Consider the following 17,420-nt stretch of genomic DNA (forward strand, 5'->3'; position numbering starts at 1 on the left):
CTCGTTCGCCGCCGATGGTCAGGTGCCCGGAGTCGCCCGGGCGCGTCGCCGGACGGTGGTGGCGGCCAGGGCCGCCGCGCCTGTCGCCGTGACGACGAGGAGGACGAATCCCCACGTGTAGTCGCCGGTGGCGCCCTCGACCGCACCCATCACGAGAGGCGGGAAGAACCCGCCGAGACCACCCGCAGCCCCTACGACACCCGTCACCGCGCCCACCCTCTCGGGCGCCACGAGGCGGGCGACGAGCGCGAACACCGCGCCGGAGCCCGCACCCAGACCCGCGGCCATCGTCAGGAAGGCCGCCGTGCCGACGGTGACCAGCTCCGCCTCGAACGCGGCGACCAGAGCGCCCGAGGCGACCAGCCCGTACGTCACCGTCAGCACACGAACGGGATCGGTGCGGTCGGACAGCCAGCCGCCCACGGGGCGCATGGCCACCGCGAGGACGACGAAGCCGGCGGTCCGCAGAGCGGCGTCGGAGCGACCGAGTGCGTATGCCTGGGTGAGGTAGGTGGGGAGGTAGACGCTGAACGCGACGAACCCGCCGAAGGACACGGCGTACAGGAAGGCCAGCTGCCAGGTGGCCGGAAGGCGCAGCGCCAGCGCGGTACGCGTGGCCATGGACCCGGGGGCTACCGCACGCCCTGGTTTGTCACGGAGCAGCGACCAGGCGACCACGGCATACACGGCGAGGCAGGCTGCCACGAGGTCGAACGGGAACGACGGCCCGACGGCATCGGACAGCTGGACGGTCGTGAACGCGGACACGGCGGTCCCGCCGGTACCGATGCCGAACAGCCCGAGAGCCATGCCCCGGTGCTCCGGCGGATACCAGGCGTTGACGAAGGGCACGCCCACGGCGAACGTCGTTCCTCCGAGTCCGAGGAAGAAGCCGCCGACCAGAACCTCTGCCGGCGAGTCGGCCAGATGCCCCAGGTACAGCACCGGCAGGACCGTCAGTCCGGCGACGAGCGGGAAGACCCGTCGTGCTCCCCAGTGGTCGGTGAGCGCACCCGCGGGAATACGGCCGAGGGCACCGACGACGACCGGGACCGCGACGACGAGGGACTGCTGGAAGGAGTCGAGGCCGAGTTCCTCCCGCAGCCTTGGCCCCAACGGGGCGAGAAGCGCCCAGGCCCAGAAGCAGAGCAGGAATCCGGTCGTGGCCAGGAACAGCATGGGACCGGGCCGTGGGGTTGCGCGTGTACGGGGTGATGCCCCGGTTCTCGGGATCACGGCGTCCTCCTGACAGCCGGTGCGGCGGTCCCGTGACCTTGCTCCTTGGGCTACAGCCTCCGTCGTCGGGCGAGCCGTTTCCAGGGCTGCCCGGCCCCCCTCGCCAGGGCCGGTCGGCCCTGTACACGGAGACCCTCCCTGACGGACGGTGAACGTGTGGGGACGACCGCCGAGAGGGGAGCGTGACTCACGATGATGTTCTGGTACGGCGACGGCATGAACGGATGGGGATGGTTCGCCATGTCGGCCGGCATGCTGCTCTTCTGGGCACTGCTGATCACCGTGGTGGTGATGCTCTTCCGCACACTGGACCGCGCCTCCGTGAGGCCGTCGGTACCCGAGGTCACGCGGCCCGAGCAGCTGCTGGGAGAACGGCTGGCGCGGGGCGAGATCGACGAGGAGGAGTACCGCAGACGGCTGAGCGCCCTGCGAGGCGGTGGAGCATGAGGCGCCGTGCCCAGTGATCCGGCCGCGGGGATGGCGGCGAGTTCGAGCCCGCGCCCCCGGTCGAGAGTCGCCGGGCCGCCGCCGCGACCCGCCGACCTGCGCGGAACCGTGAGCCCCATGGCCGGCCAGGATGCGGGTGGGGGCGCAGCCGGTCACCCTGGGAGCATGGCAGGTCGGACGCCCGGGGAGCGGGGAAGGCGACAAGACGCGCTCCGTGAGTTGACCGCACGGCACGGAGGGCCCGGGGGGCTGCTGCCGGCCGTGCTGGAACACGCCAGGTCGGGCACGAGTCGAGAGCCCGAGGCGTGGGCGCCCCAGGTTGCGGCGGCAGCCGGACTGCCGGCCGCCGCGGGGCTCGGTCCCGCCACCTACTTCGCCGATCTCGCCGCCCCGCGCGGCGAGCGGCATGTGCGGTTGTGTACCGCGGCGGCGTGCTTCGCCGCGCGGGGCGGTCGGCACCTGGCGGAGGTCGAACGCGCTCTCGGGGTGGGGGTCGGCACGGTCGACGAGGCGGGTTCGACCTCGCTGCAGGCCGTGCACTGCCTCGGCTACTGCTACGCGGGCCCTGCCGCCCTCGACGGCACTTCGCCCCGGGCGGGGCCCGACGTGGCCGACCAACTCGGCGGGCGGACCGAACCACGCGCGCCGGGCATCCCCGCGACCGATACCACCGGTGCGCCCGTCCTCCTCGCCGGCATCGCCGGAGGGCAGTCCGCCTGGGACGTGTGGCGCAGCGTGGTGACCGGCCTGAACCCCGAGGACGTGCAGGAGGAGATCGTCGCCTCGGGACTGCGCGGGCGCGGTGGCGCCGGGTTCCCGGTGGCCGACAAGTGGGCCGCGGCGGCGGGGAAGGCGGACACGATCGTCGTCGCCAACGGGGACGAGGGCGACCCGGGATCGTATGCCGACCGACTGCTCATGGAGGAGGACCCCGAGCGCGTCCTCGCGGGACTCGCCCTGGCCTGCTTCGCCTGTGGCGCCCGGCGGGGGACCGTTCTCGTCCGTTCCGAGTATCCGAAGGCCCTGGTCCGGCTGCGCCGGGCGGTGGAACGCGCGACCGGGGCAGGTGACCTGGCCCCCTCGGTGGAGGAATCCGGTCCGCAGCCGTTCGTCGAGATCGTCGAAGGCGCCGGTTCCTACGTCGCCGGCGAGGAGACCGCCCTGATCGCCCGACTCGAAGGCGCCCGCGGCTGCGCACGCCCCCGGCCTCCCTACCCCACGGACCACGGCCTGTGGGACATGCCGACCGTGGTGAACAACGTGGAGACGCTGGCGGCCGTGCCCTGGATCCTCGCCCACGGCGGAGCGTCCTACGCCCGACGCGGCGTCCCGCACGAGACCGGCACCAAACTGGTCTGCCTGTCCGAACGCTTCGCCCGGCCAGGGGCCTACGAGGTCGAACTCGGCACGCCCGTGGACGAGATCGTCACCCGGTTCGGTGGTGGTCCCAAGGGCGACGGTGAACTCGTCGCCCTCCAGATCGGCGGCCCCCTCGGCGGGTTCCTCTCCGCGACCGCGCTCGACGTCCCGCTCACCACGGCAGCCCTTTCCGAGCGCGGTGCCGCCCTCGGTCACGCCGGTATGGTCGCCTTCGGCGCCGACGTCGATCCGTACGAACTTCTCCGGCACATCTGGGAGTTCGCCGCCGACGAGAGCTGCGGAGCCTGCTCTCCCTGTCGGGTCGGTACCCGGCGAGGGCTCGAACTCGCGCAGCGTCAGGGTGGGCCCGGGGAGTCCTACGGACGACTGGCACGGCTGATGGGTGAGGCGAGCCTCTGTGCCTTCGGCCGCCGTGTCCCCGCCGCCGTCCGTAGCCTGGCCCGAGCCTACGGGCCGCCCTTGGAGGCATGGGACCGATGACACGACTCCACGTCGACGGCGTACGGGTCGAACTCCCGGGCGGAGCCTCCCTGCTCGACGCGGTGCGGGCCACCGGGGCCGACCTGCCCGCTCTCTGCCACGACGACCGTCTCCGGCCGGCCGGCTCCTGCCGGACCTGCCTGGTCCGCGCCGACGGGCGGACCGTCGCCGCCTGCGTCACGCCCGCCACGTCGGGACTCACCGTCGTCACCGCCGACGAGGGCACACGCGACCTGCGGCGGGACGCCGTCGCGCTGATCGCCTCGGCGCTGCCGCCACACGCGCTCGCCGAAAGTGCGCACAGCGAACTGGCCCAGGTGTGCCGGACCTTGGGAATTCCGGCGGATACGGCGACCGCTGACCCCACGTACCGCCGGGACGAGAGTCACCCGTACGTCCGACTCGACCAGGACCTGTGCATCGCGTGCGGACGCTGCGTACGGATGTGCTCCGACGTCCAGGGCACCTTCGCGCTCACCCTCACCAGGCGCGGTGCCGACACGGTCGCCGCCCCCGGTACCGGCGGCCCTTGGGCCGAGTCCGACTGCGTGTCCTGCGGCGGATGTGTCGACACCTGCCCGACGGGGGCGATCTCCCAGCCAGGGCCCGGCCAGGGCCTCACCTCGCGACAGGCTCCCACCGACCGCGTGCGCACCACCTGCGGCTACTGCGGAGTCGGCTGCGCTCTCGACGTCGTCGTCCGCGAGGACCGTGTCACCGCCGTCCTGCCCGCGAGGGACGGGCCGGTCAATCAGGGCCACGCCTGCGTCAAAGGACGCTTCGCGTACGGGTACCTCGGCTCCGCAGAACGTCTCACCGAGCCCCTGGTCCGTGAGAACGGAGTCCTGAGGGAGGCGAGTTGGGCCGAAGCGGTTGGTAGGGTCGCCGACGGCCTGCGCGCCGCGGTGCGTGACGGCGGCCCCGACGCGGTCGCCGCGATCTCCTCCGCCCGGGCCACCAACGAGGAGAACTACCTCGTACAGAAGCTCCTGCGGACCGTCATCGGCACCAACAACGTCGACAACTGCTCCCGCCTCTGCCACGCCCCCTCCGCCGCCGGACTCACCGCCTCCTTCGGGCGCGCCGGCGGCACCGACCCCTTCGACGACGTCGAGACCGCCGACTGCCTCCTGGTCGTCGGCGCCAATCCCGTCGAAGCCCACCCCGTCGTCGGTGCTCGCCTCCTTCAGCGGGCCCTCGCGGGCGCCTCCCTGATCGTGGCCGACCCCCGTGCCGTGGGCCTCGCCCGACATGCCGACGTTCACCTGCGTCCCCGACCCGGTACGAACGTCGCCCTCTTCCACGGCCTCGCCCACGTCCTCGTCGGCGAAGGCCTGACCGATGCGGACTTCCTCCGCGACCGCGCCACCGGACTGGACGAGCTCGCCGACCTGCTGGCCGACTACCCGCCCGCGTGGGTCGCCGAGATCACCGGAGTCCCGGCCGAGGACATCAGGCGAGCCGCCCGGCTCTACGGCGCCGCCGAGCGTCCCGCCGTCCTGTACGGGCTCGGGGTCACGGAGCACCTCCACGGCACCGACGGTGTACGCACCCTGGCGAACCTCCCCATCCTGCGGGGAGCCGTCGGCGGCACCGGCCGCGGGTTCGGCATCAGCCCCCTGCGCGGCCAGAACAACGTGCAAGGCGCCTCTGACATGGGCGCCCTGCCCGATCTGCTGCCGGGCTACGGCCGTGTCACCGACCCGGAGGCCCGCGCCCGCGCCGAGGCGGTGTGGGGCCGACCGGTCCCCGAGCGGCCGGGTATGCGCATCCCCGAGATGTTCGTGGCGGCCCGGGAGGGCCGACTGAGGGCGCTGTGGGTCATCGGTGAGGACGTGTGCGCGACCGACCCCGACAGCCGACGCGTGGCCGAGGCCCTCGACGTATGCCCGCTCGTCGTCGTCAGCGAGCTGTTCCTCGGCGAGACGGCCCACCACGCGGATGTCGTCCTGCCCGTGGCCTCCTGGCTGGAGAAGGACGGGACCTTCGTCAACTTCGACCGCCGCTTCCAGCGCGTACGACCGGCAGTGGCTCCGCCCGGTGCGGCGCGCTCCGACTTCGACGTCGTGCATGCCGTCGCCGATGCCCTCGGCGCCGACCTGGGCTGCCCCACTCCAGCAGCCGCTCTCGCCGAGTGCGGACGTGTGGCACCTCTCTTCGCGGGCCTCTCGCACGAGCGGCTCGACCGGGAGAACGCGGTCCCCTGGCCCTGCCCCGCGCCGGACCGGCCAGGTGAATCCACCCTGTACGTAGAGGAGTTCTCCACACCGGACGGGCGCGCCCACCTGTCGGCGGCTCCCTATCTGCCACCCGGCGAGGCACCGGACCAGGACTACCCGCTGGTGCTCGTCACCGGCCGCCGATGGGCGCACTACAACTCCGGGAGCATGACCCGGCGCGGCGGCAACCTGCTCCTCGACACCTCCGACCGCCTGGACCTGACCGCGGAGGACGCCGCGCGATTCGGTGTGCGGGACGGTACCGCGGTCACCGTCGAGAGCCGTCACGGACAGGCGCGACTGGTCGCCCGCGTCGGGACGGAACCCGCCCCCGGACAGGTCTTCTGCGCCTTCCACTTCCCGGACAGCGGCGTCAACTCCCTCACCTCGGAACACGCCGACACCGTGACCTCGTGTCCGGAGTACAAGGTCACGGCGGTACGGCTGCGTCCGACGGCGCCGGAGAACTGACCGGCACCGATCAGTCGTGGGGAACGAGAGCCACGGGTACGGGGCTGTGGTGCAGGACGGCGTGTGCCACGCTGCCGATGTGCGCGCCGAGCGTCGAACGGCGGGTACGCCGGCCTACCACCACGAGGGAGGCCTCCCGGGCGACCGCCACCAGTTCGAGTCCGGCCGATCCGACCGCCACGCGGGCGACCGCCTCGGCTTCGGGATACTTGGTCCTCCACGGTTCCAGCATGACCTCCACCGAACGCTTGATCTCCGGAACCATGGAGAGCCTGAAGTCCGGGACCATGGCGGGCCCCATTCCCGCGTGCAGCGGGAGCTGCTGTACGTACACGACGAGGACCCGGGTGTGCCGTCGCGCGGCCTCCTCGAAGGCGAAGCCCAGCACGGGGTCCACGGGCTGCCGCACGTCGGCCCCGACCACGACGGGTCCCCGTGGAGTGCCGCCCGCGCCGACGGCCCGTACGAGCACGACGGGACGCTCGACGACACCGGCGACCGTCAGGCCGACCGAGCCGAGGAGGTACCCGGTCACGCTGCCGAGCGCGCGTGAGCCGAGGACCAGCAGCTCACCCTCCTCGGCCGCGGCGACGAGACCCGGCACGGGGGCCGATGGCAGCATCCGGGAGGTCACCGACAGGCCGGGATGGTGTTCGCGCAGCCCCTCTGCGGTGCGTGCCATCATGTCCCTGGCCCACGGTTCCTCGGACTCCCACGCCACGAGCGACAGAGCGGCCTCCGGTACCGGTTCCTTCGCGTACACCAGATGTACGTCCGTGCCGCGCAGCAGTGCCTCCTCGGCCGCCCACTCCGCGGCTGCCTTGGCCTGTTCCGTGCCGTCCAGACCGACCACGATGCTCCGCGTCATGACCGTCCACCTCCTCGTTCGGTGTCGTCGACGTCGTACGCGAGACGGGTGCAGGAGACCGAGACCACGCCGTCCACCGTCGCGCACATGCGCTCGATCGCCGGGACCATGCCCCGGAAGGGCAGCCTGCCGCTGAGCTCCACCCGTCCGTCGTGCACGTCGACGGCAAGGGCGCTCGGTTCGAGACGCAGCGTGTCGCCGAGCACGTCCTCGACGATCTCCCGGCGCATGTCGTCGTCCCCGCGGAGGAAGATGCCCAGGAGGTCACGACGGCTCACGATGCCCACCAGGTGGTCGTCACCGTCGACGACGACGAGCCGCTTGACCCTCTGAACCTCCATGAGCCGTGCCGCCTCGGCCACGGTCCAGTCCGGGCGGGCGCACACCGCGGGGGCGGACATCAGCTCCTCGGCGCGCGTCCCCCCGGCCTTCGCGCGCTCCCACGCCTCCAGGTCCGGAACGGCCGGCATGCCACTCGGTGCGGCAGCCTGGTCGGCGGTCTTGCGCAGCAGATCGCCCTCCGACACCACCCCGACCACCCGGCCCTCGCCGTCCACCACGGGTACAGCGGTCACCCGGTGCTCCGAGAGCGTGCGGACGATCTCCTTGAACGCGGTGGCGCCGCGGACGCTCACCACCTCGCGGGTCATCAGCTGGTCGATCCTGCGGTGGCGCATCATCCGCTCCTTCCTCGTGCGGACGCATCAGCCTCGGCCACCAGGCGATCGGCGCAGCCGCCCCAGGTGTCGAGGGCCGGATAGTCGTCCTCGGTGAGTTCCGTGCCGCTGAGTTCGGAGAGGGCTTCGACGAACTCGAGGAAGTCCAGTGAATCCAGCTCGAACGTGTCCCGCAGGGACGCGCCGGGATCGAGCCCGGTGAAGTCGGCGTCGGGGACGACACGCTGCACGGCGTGCCGGACGAACGCCTTCGCCTGGTCGTGGTTCACAGTTCCTCCGGTCGTTGCAGGAGCTTGTCCAGCGTGGTCAGGAGGCGCGCGCCGGTGGCGCCGTCGGCCGCTCGGTGGTCGGCGGACAGCGTTGCCGTCACCACGGGACGCACTCCCAGCAGGCCGTTCACGGCCACCGGCCGCTCGACGATGCGGCCGAGGCCGACGAGCGCGACCTGCGGCGGGTAGACGACGCCGAACACGGCCTCGACGCCCTGGTCGCCGAGGTTCGTGACGGTGAGACTGGGGTCGGCGGTCTCGGACGCCTTGAGCCGTCCGCCCCTTGCCCGCGCCACCAGGTCCTTGAGCGCGGCCATCACCTCGGCCACGGAGAGCGTGTCGGCGCGGGCGAGGGACGGCGCGGCAAGGCCACCGCCCCGCAGGGAGACGGCGACGCCGAGCCGCACCTCGTCCGCCGGGACGAAGCCGTCGTCGACCCAGTGCCCGTTGAGCCCGGGCACCTTCCGTGCCGCCAGCGCGACGGCCTTGAGGATGAGTGCGGCGGGCACCAGACGGGCGGACAGGGGCAGTTCGCGATTGCGGGCGCGCATCCACTCCAGGGCCGCTGCCATGTCCACGGTCGTGGAGAGGTAGAAATGCGGAATCTCCCGCTTGGATCGGCTCATGAGCCGGGCGGTCGCCGCCCGTGCCGCATTCGGGACGGCCGGCCGCGGCGCGCCCTCGGCTGCCGCGGCGGAACGGACGTCCTCCGCACGGACGGTGCCGCCCCGGCCCGTGCCGGTCACCTGGGCGAGGTCGACGCCGAGTTCCGTGGACAGCCGCCGCGCGAGCGGTGAGGACCTCACGCGCCGCGGAATCTCACGCTCTCCGTTCGCGTCGTCGGTGCGCACCGGTCTCGGCGGCCGTGTCGTCGGCGTGGTCTTCTCCTCGGGCGGGGAAGCGCTCCGCTTCCGTCGCACCGGCTCCGCGCCCGGCTGTCGCCTGGTGGCGGTGCGCGTGGACTCCGCCGGGCCGACGGTCCCGTCGTGCCCTGGCGCTCGTGCAGGTTCCGGTTCCGCGTGCTCCACGTCCGCCCGGGTGATCCTGCCTCCCGGGCCCGAACCGTGGACGGCGGCGAGGTCGACGTGCCGGTCCTGGGCGAGCCGGCGGACCAGGGGCGTCGACGGGGACCGGTCCGCGGCGGGTGCGCCTTCGGTGGTCGTGCCGATGCGTGCCAGCGGGGTGCCCACGGGCACGGTGGTGCCCTCGTCGACGAGGAGGGTGTCGACCGTACCGCTCTCGAAGCACTCCACCTCGATCGCGGACTTGGCGGTCTCGACGACCGCGACGACGTCACCGCGCGCCACCCGGTCGCCGGGATGCACCAGCCACTGGGAGAGCGTGCCCTCGTCCATGTCGGCGCCGAGGGAGGGCATCGTGAACTCGGCCATCTCAGCTCACCACCCGGTGCGCCGCCGCCACGATTCCGGCAGGCTGGGGGAGTGCCGCCTCCTCCAGCCGGTGGGCGTAGGGGATGGGGACCTCCGCGCTGCACACCCGCTCGACGGGCGAGTCGAGTTCGAAGAACGCCTGCTCGCAGATGCGCGCTGCGATCTCGGCGGAGAGACTGCCGCTGCGCCAGCCCTCGTCGACCACGACGGCCCGGTGGGTCCGCCTGACCGAGCCGACGATCGTGGCGTCGTCCAGGGGCCGCAGCGTGCGCAGGTCGACGACCTCCGCGCTGATCCCCTCGCCCGACAGTTGCTCCGCGGCTTCGAGGGCCTTGGACACGCAACCGCCGTACGCGACGACCGTGACGTCGGTGCCCTCGCGGCGGACGGCCGCGCGGTCCAGGTCGACCTGCTGGATCGCCGGGTCGAGCGTTCCGGCCGCGTTGTAGAGACTGCCGTGCTCGAAGAACATGACCGGATCAGGGTCGGCCAACGCGGCCGACAGCATGTGGCGGGCGTCGTCGACCGTGGCCGGAGCCAGGACACGGAGGCCGGGGATGTGGGCGTACCAGCCTTCGAGACTGTGGGAATGCTGGGCGGCCAGCTGCCGTCCCGCACCCGTCGTCATGCGGATCACCAGGGGCACACCGAGCTGCCCGCCGGACATGTGCCGCAGCGTAGCCGCGTTGTTGAGGATCTGATCGAGCGCCAGCAGGCTGAAATTCACCGTCATGATCTCCACGACCGGCCTCAGCCCGGCCAGCGCGGCGCCGATTCCGGCTCCGACGAACGCGGATTCCGACAAGGGCGTGTCCCGGACCCGGTCCGGGCCGAACTCCTCCAGCAGGCCCAGGCTCACCCCGAAGCAGCCGCCGTACCGGCCCACGTCCTCACCCATCAGGAACACCCGGTCGTCCGAGGCCAGGGCCTCGCGCAGTGCCTCGCGCAGGGCGTCCCTGTACGTCGTGGTGTCGTCGTCGGGATGTGCCCGCGGCCGTGTGCGCGTGCTCATGCCTGAGCCTCCTCGTCTCGGCCCGTGACATGCAGCAGCAGATCCTCGGGCGGTTCCTCGGGGGCCTGTTCGGCCGCCCGGACGGCGTGGTCGATCTCCTCGGCGACCTGGTGCTCCACGTCGTCCAGAGCGGCGGTGTCGAGGTGTCCGGCCGTACGCATGCCGTCGGCGAGACCGGCGACGGGGTCGTGCCGCTTCCACTCCTCGACCTCGTCCTTCGGCCGGTACCGGTCCGGGTCGTACATGGAGTGCGCGCGGAACCGGTACGTCCGCATCTCCAGGAAGTGTGGTCCGCTGCCGGCGCGCATGGACTCGACCGCGCCGCGCGCCGCCTTTTCCACGGCGTGCACGTCCATGCCGTCGACGGCCCAGGCGGCCATGCCGTACGACGCCGCCCGCATCGCCAGGTCCGTCTGGGCGTGTTCGCGGGCGAGGGCCGTTCCCATCGCGTACAGGTTGTTCTCGCAGACGAAGAGCACGGGCAGTCCCCAGAGCGCCGCCAGGTTGGCGGTCTCGTGGAACTCGCCCTCGGCGAAGGCCCCGTCACCGAAGAAGCAGCAGGTGACCCGTGACTCGCCGCGCATCCGGTCTGCGAGAGCCAGGCCCGCCGCGAGCGGCAGTCCGCCGCCGACGATCGCGTTGCCGCCGTAGAAGCGGCGGTCGGCGTCGAAGAGGTGCATGGACCCGCCGCGGCCGTGGCTGCACCCGGTGGTCTTCCCGTACATCTCCGCCATGACCGCCTCGGGCGGTATCCCACGGGCCAGGGCGTGGCCGTGCTCGCGGTACGTGGAGACGACCGCGTCCCGCTCGTCGAGCGCTTGGTGGACGCCGACCGCCACCGCCTCCTCGCCGATGTAGAGGTGGACGAAACCCCGGATCGCCGCTGCGCTGTACAGCTCGACGCACCGTTCCTCGAACCGCCGGATGAGCAGCATCCGCCGCAGCAGGTCCAGGTCGTGGGCTGCCACAGATGTCCGGGAAGCCGTCGCGGGTCCATGCGCGCGACGCGGGCGCTTCGCCTTCGGCGTTTCGGCGGACGTGCCGCCGTGTGCGGTGGCCATCACGACTCCTTCTCGGAGGGCTCGGCCGTCCCGGCCGGTTCGGGTGTCTCCAGCGTCGACACGTCGCCCTCGGGCAGGCCCAGTTCGCGGGCCCGCAGCAGGCGGCGCATCACCTTGCCGCTGCGGGTGTGGGGCAGATCCTCGACGAACTCGATCTCCCGGGGTGCGACGGCCGGGCCGAGGCGCCGGCGGGCGAACGCCATGACGTCGCGCCGCAGTTCGGTGTCGGGCGGACACTCGGGGCGCGGCAGCACGAACGCCTTGACGATCGCGCCGGCCAGGGGGTCGGGACGCCCGACGACTCCCGCCTCGGCGACGGCCGGGTGCTCCATGAGCGCGCTCTCGACCTCGAACGGCCCGATGAGGTGCCCAGCGGACTTGATGACGTCGTCGCTGCGGCCCACGAACCAGTACCAGCCGTCGGGGTCGCGGCTGACGAGGTCGCCGGTCAGGTACCACCCGTCGGCGAAGCACGCCTCGTACCGGTGCGGTTCGTGCAGGTAGCCGCGGAACATCGACGGCCAGCCCGCCCTCAGGGCGAGCTCGCCCTGAGCACCCGGTTCCCGGAGGACGTGGACCCGCCCGCCGGTGATCGCGGCCCGGCCGTCCTCGCCGCATGCCAGTACGGCGGCCTCGACGCCGGGCATCGGTCGGCCCATCGAACCGGGTCGCACGGGATCGGCCGGGAAGCCGGCGATCATGATGGCACCGGTCTCCGTCTGCCACCAGGTGTCGTGGACCGGTAGCCCCAGCGCCTCCCGGCCCCAGTGCACGGCCTCGGGGTTCAGTGGCTCGCCGACGCTCGCGACGAACCGGAGCGCCGAGAGGTCGTGCCGCGCGGCGGGCGTCGGCTCGCCGTCGCGCGGTGTGGCCCGCATGAGCATGCGGAGCGCGGTGGGCGCGGTGTACCAGACGGTGACGTGTTGGTCGGCGAGGATGCGGTACCAGCGCTTCGGGGCGAATTCCCCTTCGTCCACGACGGTCGTCACCCCGTGGGTGAGCGGGGCGATGATGCCGTACGACATGCCGGTGACCCAGCCGGGGTCGGCGGTGCACCAGAAGACGTCGCCCTCGTGCAGGTCCAGGGCGTAGGCGGAGGTGACGTGATGGGCGAGGACCGCCTCGTGCACGTGTACCGCGCCCTTGGGCGTGCCGGTCGTGCCGCTGGTGAAGTGCAGCAGCGCAGGCTCCGCCGGATCGGTCGGACCGACCGTGTACGTGTCCGGCGCGGCGGCCGTGAGGGCGGGGAAGGAGAGGGTGTCCGGGGGCGGGTCGGCACCGGGGTCGAGAAGCAGGACGTGCCGCAGGTGGGGAAGACGGGACCGTACGGGGGCCACCTTGCGTTCGTACAGCTCGCGCGTCGTGACGAGCACCCGGGCGTTGCCCAGCTCCATGCGGAGGGCGACGGGTTCGGGACCGAAGGCGCTGAACAGGGGACACACGACTCGGCCGGCGCGCAGCGTTCCGAGGACGGTGCTGTAGAGCTCGAACCGCCGGCCGAGCAGGGTGAACACCCGCTCGCCGCGTTCCAGGCCGAGCGTCTCCAGCACGTGTGCGAAGCGGGAGCTCTCGGCCGCGAGCCCGGCGAACGTCATGGTTCGAACGGATCCGTCGCGGGCGACGCAGCGCAGCGCGGCCTGCTCGCCGTGGCCCTCGCGCAGGTGCCGGTCGACCGCCTCGTACCCGATGTTGATGCCGCCGTCCGGCAGTCCGGCGAGCCGTGACCGTTCCCGTCGCCAGGAGAACGTGTCCCGGGCGCTGTCGTAGTCGGGCATGACCGGTGAGACCCACAGGGCGTTCATCGCGGTGGCTCCACGTCGAGCGCGAGGTTGTCGTAGGCGTACTCGATCGACTCGTGCAGGGCGACGACTCCGTCGACCGAGCGGCAGAGCCGCACGATCACGCGGATGTCGGCCCGCTCCTCGATCCGGCCCGTCAGGCTGACGACTCCGTCGTCGACGGTCACGCGGATCGTGTCGGGGGCCAGGCGCAGCGTGTCCGCGAGGACGTCGTGCTCGATCTCGTCACGGATCGCGGTGTCACTGCGCAGGAAGGGCCGCAGCAGGTCGCTACGGCTGATGATCCCGACGAGTCGACCGGTCTCGTCGGTCACGGGAAGTCTCTTCACCGCCTTGCGCTGCATCGTCCGGGCCGTCTCGACGAGATTCCAGTTGGCCTGTGCCGTGACGGTCGGCGAGGTCATCAGCTCGGAGGCCGTCTCCGCATCGGGAAGGCCCCGCTCCTGGGACAGCAGCCGGACACCCGCCCAACGGCCCTCCAGGTCGGGGAGCTCGGCGGTGGAACGCAGCAGGTCGGCCTCCGAGACCACTCCGAGCAGGCGTCGGTCGGCGTCGACGACCGGGACCGCCGAGACGCCGTGGTCGGCGAAGAGCCGGGCGATCTGCTTGAACGGGGTCTCCGGGGCGGCGGTGACCACGTCATGGGTCATCACTTCGAAAACCGTGCGGTGCTGCATGACGGTCCTCCTTCACGGGACGCGGCCGCCCCGGTTCTCACTCTGCTGCGCGCATCCCGCCCCCGGCAGTGCCGAATGGTCCCCATCCGGGACTGTTCGCCCCTATGGCGGCCGGCCGGCCGGGACGCACGGTGGAGAAGGCGAGAGAGCCCGTCCCGGGAGGACCGCGGCCGGGCGCTCGTGCCGGGAGGCGAGCACCATGACCGCGACCGGAGCACGACAAGGCCAGGAGAAGCCCCGAGCCGGGTTGTGGGCTCGCGTCGGCGACCGGCTGATCGTGGGCGGCGCCACGGTCGGGGACGAGGGACGTGACGGTGAGATCGTCGGGCTGCACCATCCGGACGGCACTCCGCCCTTCGACGTCCGATGGTCGGACACGGGCCGGGTCACCGAGGTGTTCCCGGGCCCGGACGCGCGGGTCCAGCACTTTCCGCCGCACGACACGAGAGAGGCTGGACCTGGGAAGGCCGCTGAGCAGTCCTGAACGCCGCCGTCGCGGCCACCACGCCGGGTGTCGACCTCCGGTGTTCCGAGCACCGCGCGATCAGGATCCGCGAGAAGCGGATGGGCCCTCCTCTCCTCGTGTCTCCCCGTTGTCACCACACCTGGTCCGGGCGGGCCACGCCCGGGACCGACCGGCCCTATCCGGCCCCTTCCGCCCGGTGCGAGCGTGACAGCAGGCCTCCACACGACTCGGAAGGCGGTGGGCACGATGGAATCGCCCCTGGTGGTAGGAGTGGTCGGAGTCGACGGGTCCGACGCCAGTCTCACGGCTGTGGACTGGGCCGTCGACGAAGCGGTACGGCACGCGGTTCCTCTGCGTATCGTCCACGCCTCCATGTGGGAGCGGTACGAGGGAGTCGTGCCGACGTGGAGTACGGACCGACCCTCGGGTCAGATCCTCGCCGAGAACATCGCCGCCATCGCGGCCGAACGTGCCCGCCGTCGTGCACCCGACCTCCCGCTCAGCACGGAGATCGTCGCCGAGGACGCGTCGCAGGCGTTGCTCAGGGAGGGGCGGGAGGGCGCGATCCTCGTCGTCGGGTCACGTGGGCGCGGCGAGTTCGCCGACCTCCTGCTCGGATCCGTCAGCCTCATCGTGGCCGCCCGTGCCCTCTGTCCGGTCGTCGTCGTCCGGGGGGACTTGCAGGCCCTGGAAGCACGCCACGGGCGCGTCCTGCTCGGGGTGGGCGAGCACGACCTGGATTCGCCGGCCGTCCGGTTCGCCTTCCGCGAGGCGGCCGTCCGGGACGCGGAGCTCGACGTCGTCCGCGCCTGGCGACGGCCCGCCCATGAACCGGCCGACCACCTGCTGATGAGGCGTGCCGGGGCGGCCTACTTCACGGAAGGGGCTTCCGAGCTGCTCGAGAAGGCCCTTGAGGCCGCGGCGTCCGAACATCCCCAGGTGCGCCTGCGCAGGAGCACCGTCGAGGGCCCCGCCCACAAAGTGCTGACCGAGCGCTCCGCCGCCGCCGACCTGCTGGTCGTCGGCGCCAGGCGTCGGGACGGGCTCGTCGGCCTGGAGCTCGGCAGGGTCGCCCACCGAGCTCTGCACCACGCCTCGTGCCCGGTCGCCGTCGTGCCCCAGCGGCGCCCCGTGACCACGGAGGGAGACCAGTGATGAACACGCCTGGTGAACCGTATTCCTCGCACGCAACGAGCGACCTCGGCCGCCGCGTCGCGGCCAGGCGCACCCGACTCGGCCTGTCCTGGGAGGACGTGGCCGAACGGGCCGGCTCCACGCCCGGCTTCATCGCCTACGTGGAGGAGCAGGTGGCCACCCCGGGGATCGAGTTCCTTGTCCGGCTCGCGAACGCGCTGGAGACCACCGTCCAGGATCTCACCGGGTACACGGCGGACCGCGCGCCCGGCGGGGCCCGCGCCGGGTACCGGGCACGGATGGAGGAGATCGGCGAGGCCGAGTGCTGGGAACTGCTCGACGGCCACGGCGTCGGCCGGGTCGCCGTCGAAGGACGGGACGGGCTGATGGTGATCCCTGTGAACTACCAGGTCGTCGACGGGGAGATCGCCTTCATGACCGCTGCGGACTCGACCCTCGCGCGCGTCTCGACGTCCGGCGTGGAGGTCGCCTTCGAGCAGGACCACCTGGACGAAGCCTTCAGCCAGGGCTGGAGCGTGCTCCTCGTCGGTCCGACTCACACGGTGTCGGACGAGGCCGCGGTACGGAGGATCAAGGACGCCGTCCACTCGGAGCCGTGGGCAGGGGACGGGCGGGACACCGTGGTGACCCTCTCGCCGCGCCGAGTGACCGGACGGCGCATCCAGGTGCCCGGCGCGCCGTCCGGACCTGCTGTCTAGAAGGTTTCTCTGACCGGACGACGCGAGCGGCGACGGCGCCCGACCGGCGTCCGAGGTGACGACCACACCGAGCCACACGCGTAAGCCGGACGGCTGATGGCCCCCGGTCGACAGGGGCGGCCGTGTCCTTAGTGCTCGTCGGTGCTGATGTAGATGCCGTGCCAGGTGTGGTCCCACACAGCGCCGGAGGAGGCGTTGACCGACAGCATGCCGCTGATCTCGCCCGAGCGCAGGGTGTGCAGGGTGTAGTAGCCGGGGAACGCCTCGGCCTCGCCGACGATCAGGTCGCTGCCTCGGTCATGGAGCCACTTCTCGGCTCGCTCCTGCGCCCCGTCGGGGGAGATCCGGGTCTCGGTCCCGCCGCGCTGGTGCATGCCGTAGTCGGTGTTCCACATCATCGCCGGCCCGTACTCGATTCCGGTGTCACCGTCGGACGGATCAATGAGGATCTCGGTCGCCGGCTTCCCGTCAAGGGTGTGCAGTTCGGCGTAGAAGTTCTTCGAGAACTGCATGACTTCACCGACACGCAGGTCGAGGCGGTCGGCAAAGGCCTCGGCCTGCTGACGGGCCTGGTCCACGGTCTCGACCGGAGTACCGTCGCCGCGCTGCCAGTAGCCCCCACCCATCATGCCGGGACCCCATGCGCAGTCATCCCGGCCCGTCGGTCCTGTCTTCATGCCGGGCCCCCACGAGTCCCAGTCGTCCCATTCATCGCCGGACATGCCGGGCCTCCAGCAATCGCCGCCGGAAGGGCTGGGTTGTGCGGCGGCGCTCAGGGGCCTGCCGCTGACGGTGCCATTTCCCGCCGCGCATCCAGCGGCCAGAGCGAGGGCCGCCAGCGCGGCCGCGGTCCACCTGCTCGTGCCGGACATGATCGTCACCCCTCCGGCTCGTTGCCCGTCCCTACCGACCGACCCGGGTACGTTTCCTCCAGTCTCTCCCCGGACGCAAGGACCGCCTAGGGCGTGTTGCGAAAGTCCCGCCTGCCCGACGGCGTCTGGCGCTACTTTCGCAACACGCCCTAGATGAATGAGTCCGATGTCTTCAGTGGTCATAGGCGATCAGTGAGCGTTTGACTGCGGCGCCGGTGGTCCAGTTGTGCCAGATGCCGGCG

At 72.1% G+C, this 17,420-nt stretch carries 16 protein-coding genes; 6 read left to right on the plus strand and 10 right to left on the minus strand.

All coding sequences use genetic code 11. The annotated features are described in order from the left end of the window. Window positions 1-18: 18 nt before the first annotated feature. Window positions 19-1,179 (minus strand): nitrate/nitrite transporter, encoded by a 1,161-nt coding sequence (locus ACF08F_RS29030; RefSeq protein WP_392301481.1) that lies wholly within the window; start codon window positions 1,177-1,179, stop codon window positions 19-21. Window positions 1,180-1,452: 273 nt separating this feature from the next. Between ACF08F_RS29030 and ACF08F_RS29035 the strand changes: the two genes are divergently transcribed. The 3 genes from ACF08F_RS29035 to fdhF all read left to right on the plus strand — a co-directional run bounded on the left by ACF08F_RS29035 (window position 1,453) and on the right by fdhF (window position 6,233). Then, entirely contained in the window at window positions 1,453-1,683 is a 231-nt protein-coding gene (locus ACF08F_RS29035) for an SHOCT domain-containing protein (RefSeq protein ID WP_392301482.1), read from the plus strand. 261 nt (window positions 1,684-1,944) lie between these two features. After that, entirely contained in the window at window positions 1,945-3,543 is a 1,599-nt protein-coding gene (locus ACF08F_RS29040; protein ID WP_392301483.1) for an NADH-ubiquinone oxidoreductase-F iron-sulfur binding region domain-containing protein, read from the plus strand. Then, entirely contained in the window at window positions 3,540-6,233 is a 2,694-nt protein-coding gene (fdhF, locus tag ACF08F_RS29045) for a formate dehydrogenase subunit alpha (RefSeq protein WP_392301484.1), read from the plus strand. The genes ACF08F_RS29040 and fdhF overlap by 4 nt, the downstream gene beginning before the upstream one ends. 10 nt (window positions 6,234-6,243) lie before the next feature. On the opposite strand, the gene ACF08F_RS29050 is transcribed toward fdhF, so the two are convergent. The 8 genes from ACF08F_RS29050 to ACF08F_RS29085 all read right to left on the minus strand — a co-directional run bounded on the left by ACF08F_RS29050 (window position 6,244) and on the right by ACF08F_RS29085 (window position 13,987). Then, a complete protein-coding gene (locus tag ACF08F_RS29050; protein ID WP_392301485.1) occupies window positions 6,244-7,101 on the minus strand; it encodes a universal stress protein in 858 nt (285 codons plus the stop codon). Next, window positions 7,098-7,778 (minus strand): CBS domain-containing protein, encoded by a 681-nt coding sequence (locus ACF08F_RS29055; RefSeq protein ID WP_392301486.1) that lies wholly within the window; start codon window positions 7,776-7,778, stop codon window positions 7,098-7,100. Before ACF08F_RS29055 ends, ACF08F_RS29050 begins: the two co-directional genes overlap by 4 nt. After that, window positions 7,778-8,047, minus strand: coding sequence for a phosphopantetheine-binding protein (locus tag ACF08F_RS29060; RefSeq protein WP_392301487.1), 270 nt, complete (start codon window positions 8,045-8,047; stop codon window positions 7,778-7,780). Before ACF08F_RS29060 ends, ACF08F_RS29055 begins: the two co-directional genes overlap by 1 nt. Further along, window positions 8,044-9,438, minus strand: a complete 1,395-nt coding sequence (locus ACF08F_RS29065; RefSeq protein ID WP_392301488.1) for a dihydrolipoamide acetyltransferase family protein — start codon at window positions 9,436-9,438, stop codon at window positions 8,044-8,046. The genes ACF08F_RS29060 and ACF08F_RS29065 overlap by 4 nt, the downstream gene beginning before the upstream one ends. A gap of 1 nt (window position 9,439) precedes the next feature. Continuing rightward, window positions 9,440-10,450, minus strand: a complete 1,011-nt coding sequence (locus tag ACF08F_RS29070) for an alpha-ketoacid dehydrogenase subunit beta (protein WP_392301489.1) — start codon at window positions 10,448-10,450, stop codon at window positions 9,440-9,442. Continuing rightward, window positions 10,447-11,418, minus strand: coding sequence for a pyruvate dehydrogenase (acetyl-transferring) E1 component subunit alpha (gene pdhA / locus ACF08F_RS29075; RefSeq protein ID WP_392301490.1), 972 nt, complete (start codon window positions 11,416-11,418; stop codon window positions 10,447-10,449). Before pdhA ends, ACF08F_RS29070 begins: the two co-directional genes overlap by 4 nt. 92 nt (window positions 11,419-11,510) lie before the next feature. After that, entirely contained in the window at window positions 11,511-13,313 is a 1,803-nt protein-coding gene (gene acsA, locus ACF08F_RS29080; protein ID WP_392301491.1) for an acetate--CoA ligase, read from the minus strand. Next, a complete protein-coding gene (locus ACF08F_RS29085) occupies window positions 13,310-13,987 on the minus strand; it encodes a CBS domain-containing protein (protein ID WP_392301492.1) in 678 nt (225 codons plus the stop codon). The genes acsA and ACF08F_RS29085 overlap by 4 nt, the downstream gene beginning before the upstream one ends. 199 nt (window positions 13,988-14,186) lie before the next feature. Between ACF08F_RS29085 and ACF08F_RS29090 the strand changes: the two genes are divergently transcribed. The 3 genes from ACF08F_RS29090 (at window position 14,187) to ACF08F_RS29100 (ending at window position 16,306) form a co-directional block, all read left to right on the plus strand. Beyond that, on the plus strand, window positions 14,187-14,471 hold the full coding sequence (locus tag ACF08F_RS29090) for a DUF1918 domain-containing protein (RefSeq protein WP_392301493.1): 285 nt from the start codon (window positions 14,187-14,189) through the stop codon (window positions 14,469-14,471). Window positions 14,472-14,699: 228 nt separating this feature from the next. Then, on the plus strand, window positions 14,700-15,608 hold the full coding sequence (locus ACF08F_RS29095; RefSeq protein ID WP_392301494.1) for a universal stress protein: 909 nt from the start codon (window positions 14,700-14,702) through the stop codon (window positions 15,606-15,608). Next, window positions 15,608-16,306 (plus strand): helix-turn-helix domain-containing protein, encoded by a 699-nt coding sequence (locus ACF08F_RS29100; protein ID WP_392301495.1) that lies wholly within the window; start codon window positions 15,608-15,610, stop codon window positions 16,304-16,306. The genes ACF08F_RS29095 and ACF08F_RS29100 overlap by 1 nt, the downstream gene beginning before the upstream one ends. 128 nt (window positions 16,307-16,434) lie before the next feature. Here the strand turns inward: ACF08F_RS29100 and ACF08F_RS29105 are convergent, their stop codons facing one another. Then, the gene (locus tag ACF08F_RS29105; protein ID WP_392301496.1) at window positions 16,435-17,028 is read right to left on the minus strand and encodes a hypothetical protein; all 594 of its coding nucleotides are present in this window, start codon (window positions 17,026-17,028) and stop codon (window positions 16,435-16,437) included. Between the last annotated feature and the right edge of the window lie 392 nt (window positions 17,029-17,420).

The sequence above is a fragment of the Streptomyces sp. NPDC015130 genome (genome assembly GCF_043080005.1).
Lineage (GTDB): Bacteria > Actinomycetota > Actinomycetes > Streptomycetales > Streptomycetaceae > Streptomyces.

What these genes read in the sequence shown, in the direction of transcription:
- ACF08F_RS29100 (WP_392301495.1), top strand. Translation starts at nt 15,608, where the DNA reads ATGAACACGCCTGGTGAACCGTATTCCTCGCACGCAACGAGCGACCTC.
- ACF08F_RS29105 (WP_392301496.1), bottom strand. Translation starts at nt 17,028, where the DNA reads ATGTCCGGCGATGAATGGGACGACTGGGACTCGTGGGGGCCCGGCATG.
- fdhF (WP_392301484.1), top strand. Translation starts at nt 3,540, where the DNA reads ATGACACGACTCCACGTCGACGGCGTACGGGTCGAACTCCCGGGCGGA.
- acsA (WP_392301491.1), bottom strand. Translation starts at nt 13,313, where the DNA reads ATGAACGCCCTGTGGGTCTCACCGGTCATGCCCGACTACGACAGCGCC.
- ACF08F_RS29090 (WP_392301493.1), top strand. Translation starts at nt 14,187, where the DNA reads ATGACCGCGACCGGAGCACGACAAGGCCAGGAGAAGCCCCGAGCCGGG.
- ACF08F_RS29085 (WP_392301492.1), bottom strand. Translation starts at nt 13,987, where the DNA reads ATGCAGCACCGCACGGTTTTCGAAGTGATGACCCATGACGTGGTCACC.
- ACF08F_RS29055 (WP_392301486.1), bottom strand. Translation starts at nt 7,778, where the DNA reads ATGCGCCACCGCAGGATCGACCAGCTGATGACCCGCGAGGTGGTGAGC.
- ACF08F_RS29095 (WP_392301494.1), top strand. Translation starts at nt 14,700, where the DNA reads ATGGAATCGCCCCTGGTGGTAGGAGTGGTCGGAGTCGACGGGTCCGAC.
- ACF08F_RS29030 (WP_392301481.1), bottom strand. Translation starts at nt 1,179, where the DNA reads ATGCTGTTCCTGGCCACGACCGGATTCCTGCTCTGCTTCTGGGCCTGG.
- ACF08F_RS29070 (WP_392301489.1), bottom strand. Translation starts at nt 10,450, where the DNA reads ATGAGCACGCGCACACGGCCGCGGGCACATCCCGACGACGACACCACG.
- ACF08F_RS29035 (WP_392301482.1), top strand. Translation starts at nt 1,453, where the DNA reads ATGAACGGATGGGGATGGTTCGCCATGTCGGCCGGCATGCTGCTCTTC.
- ACF08F_RS29065 (WP_392301488.1), bottom strand. Translation starts at nt 9,438, where the DNA reads ATGGCCGAGTTCACGATGCCCTCCCTCGGCGCCGACATGGACGAGGGC.
- ACF08F_RS29050 (WP_392301485.1), bottom strand. Translation starts at nt 7,101, where the DNA reads ATGACGCGGAGCATCGTGGTCGGTCTGGACGGCACGGAACAGGCCAAG.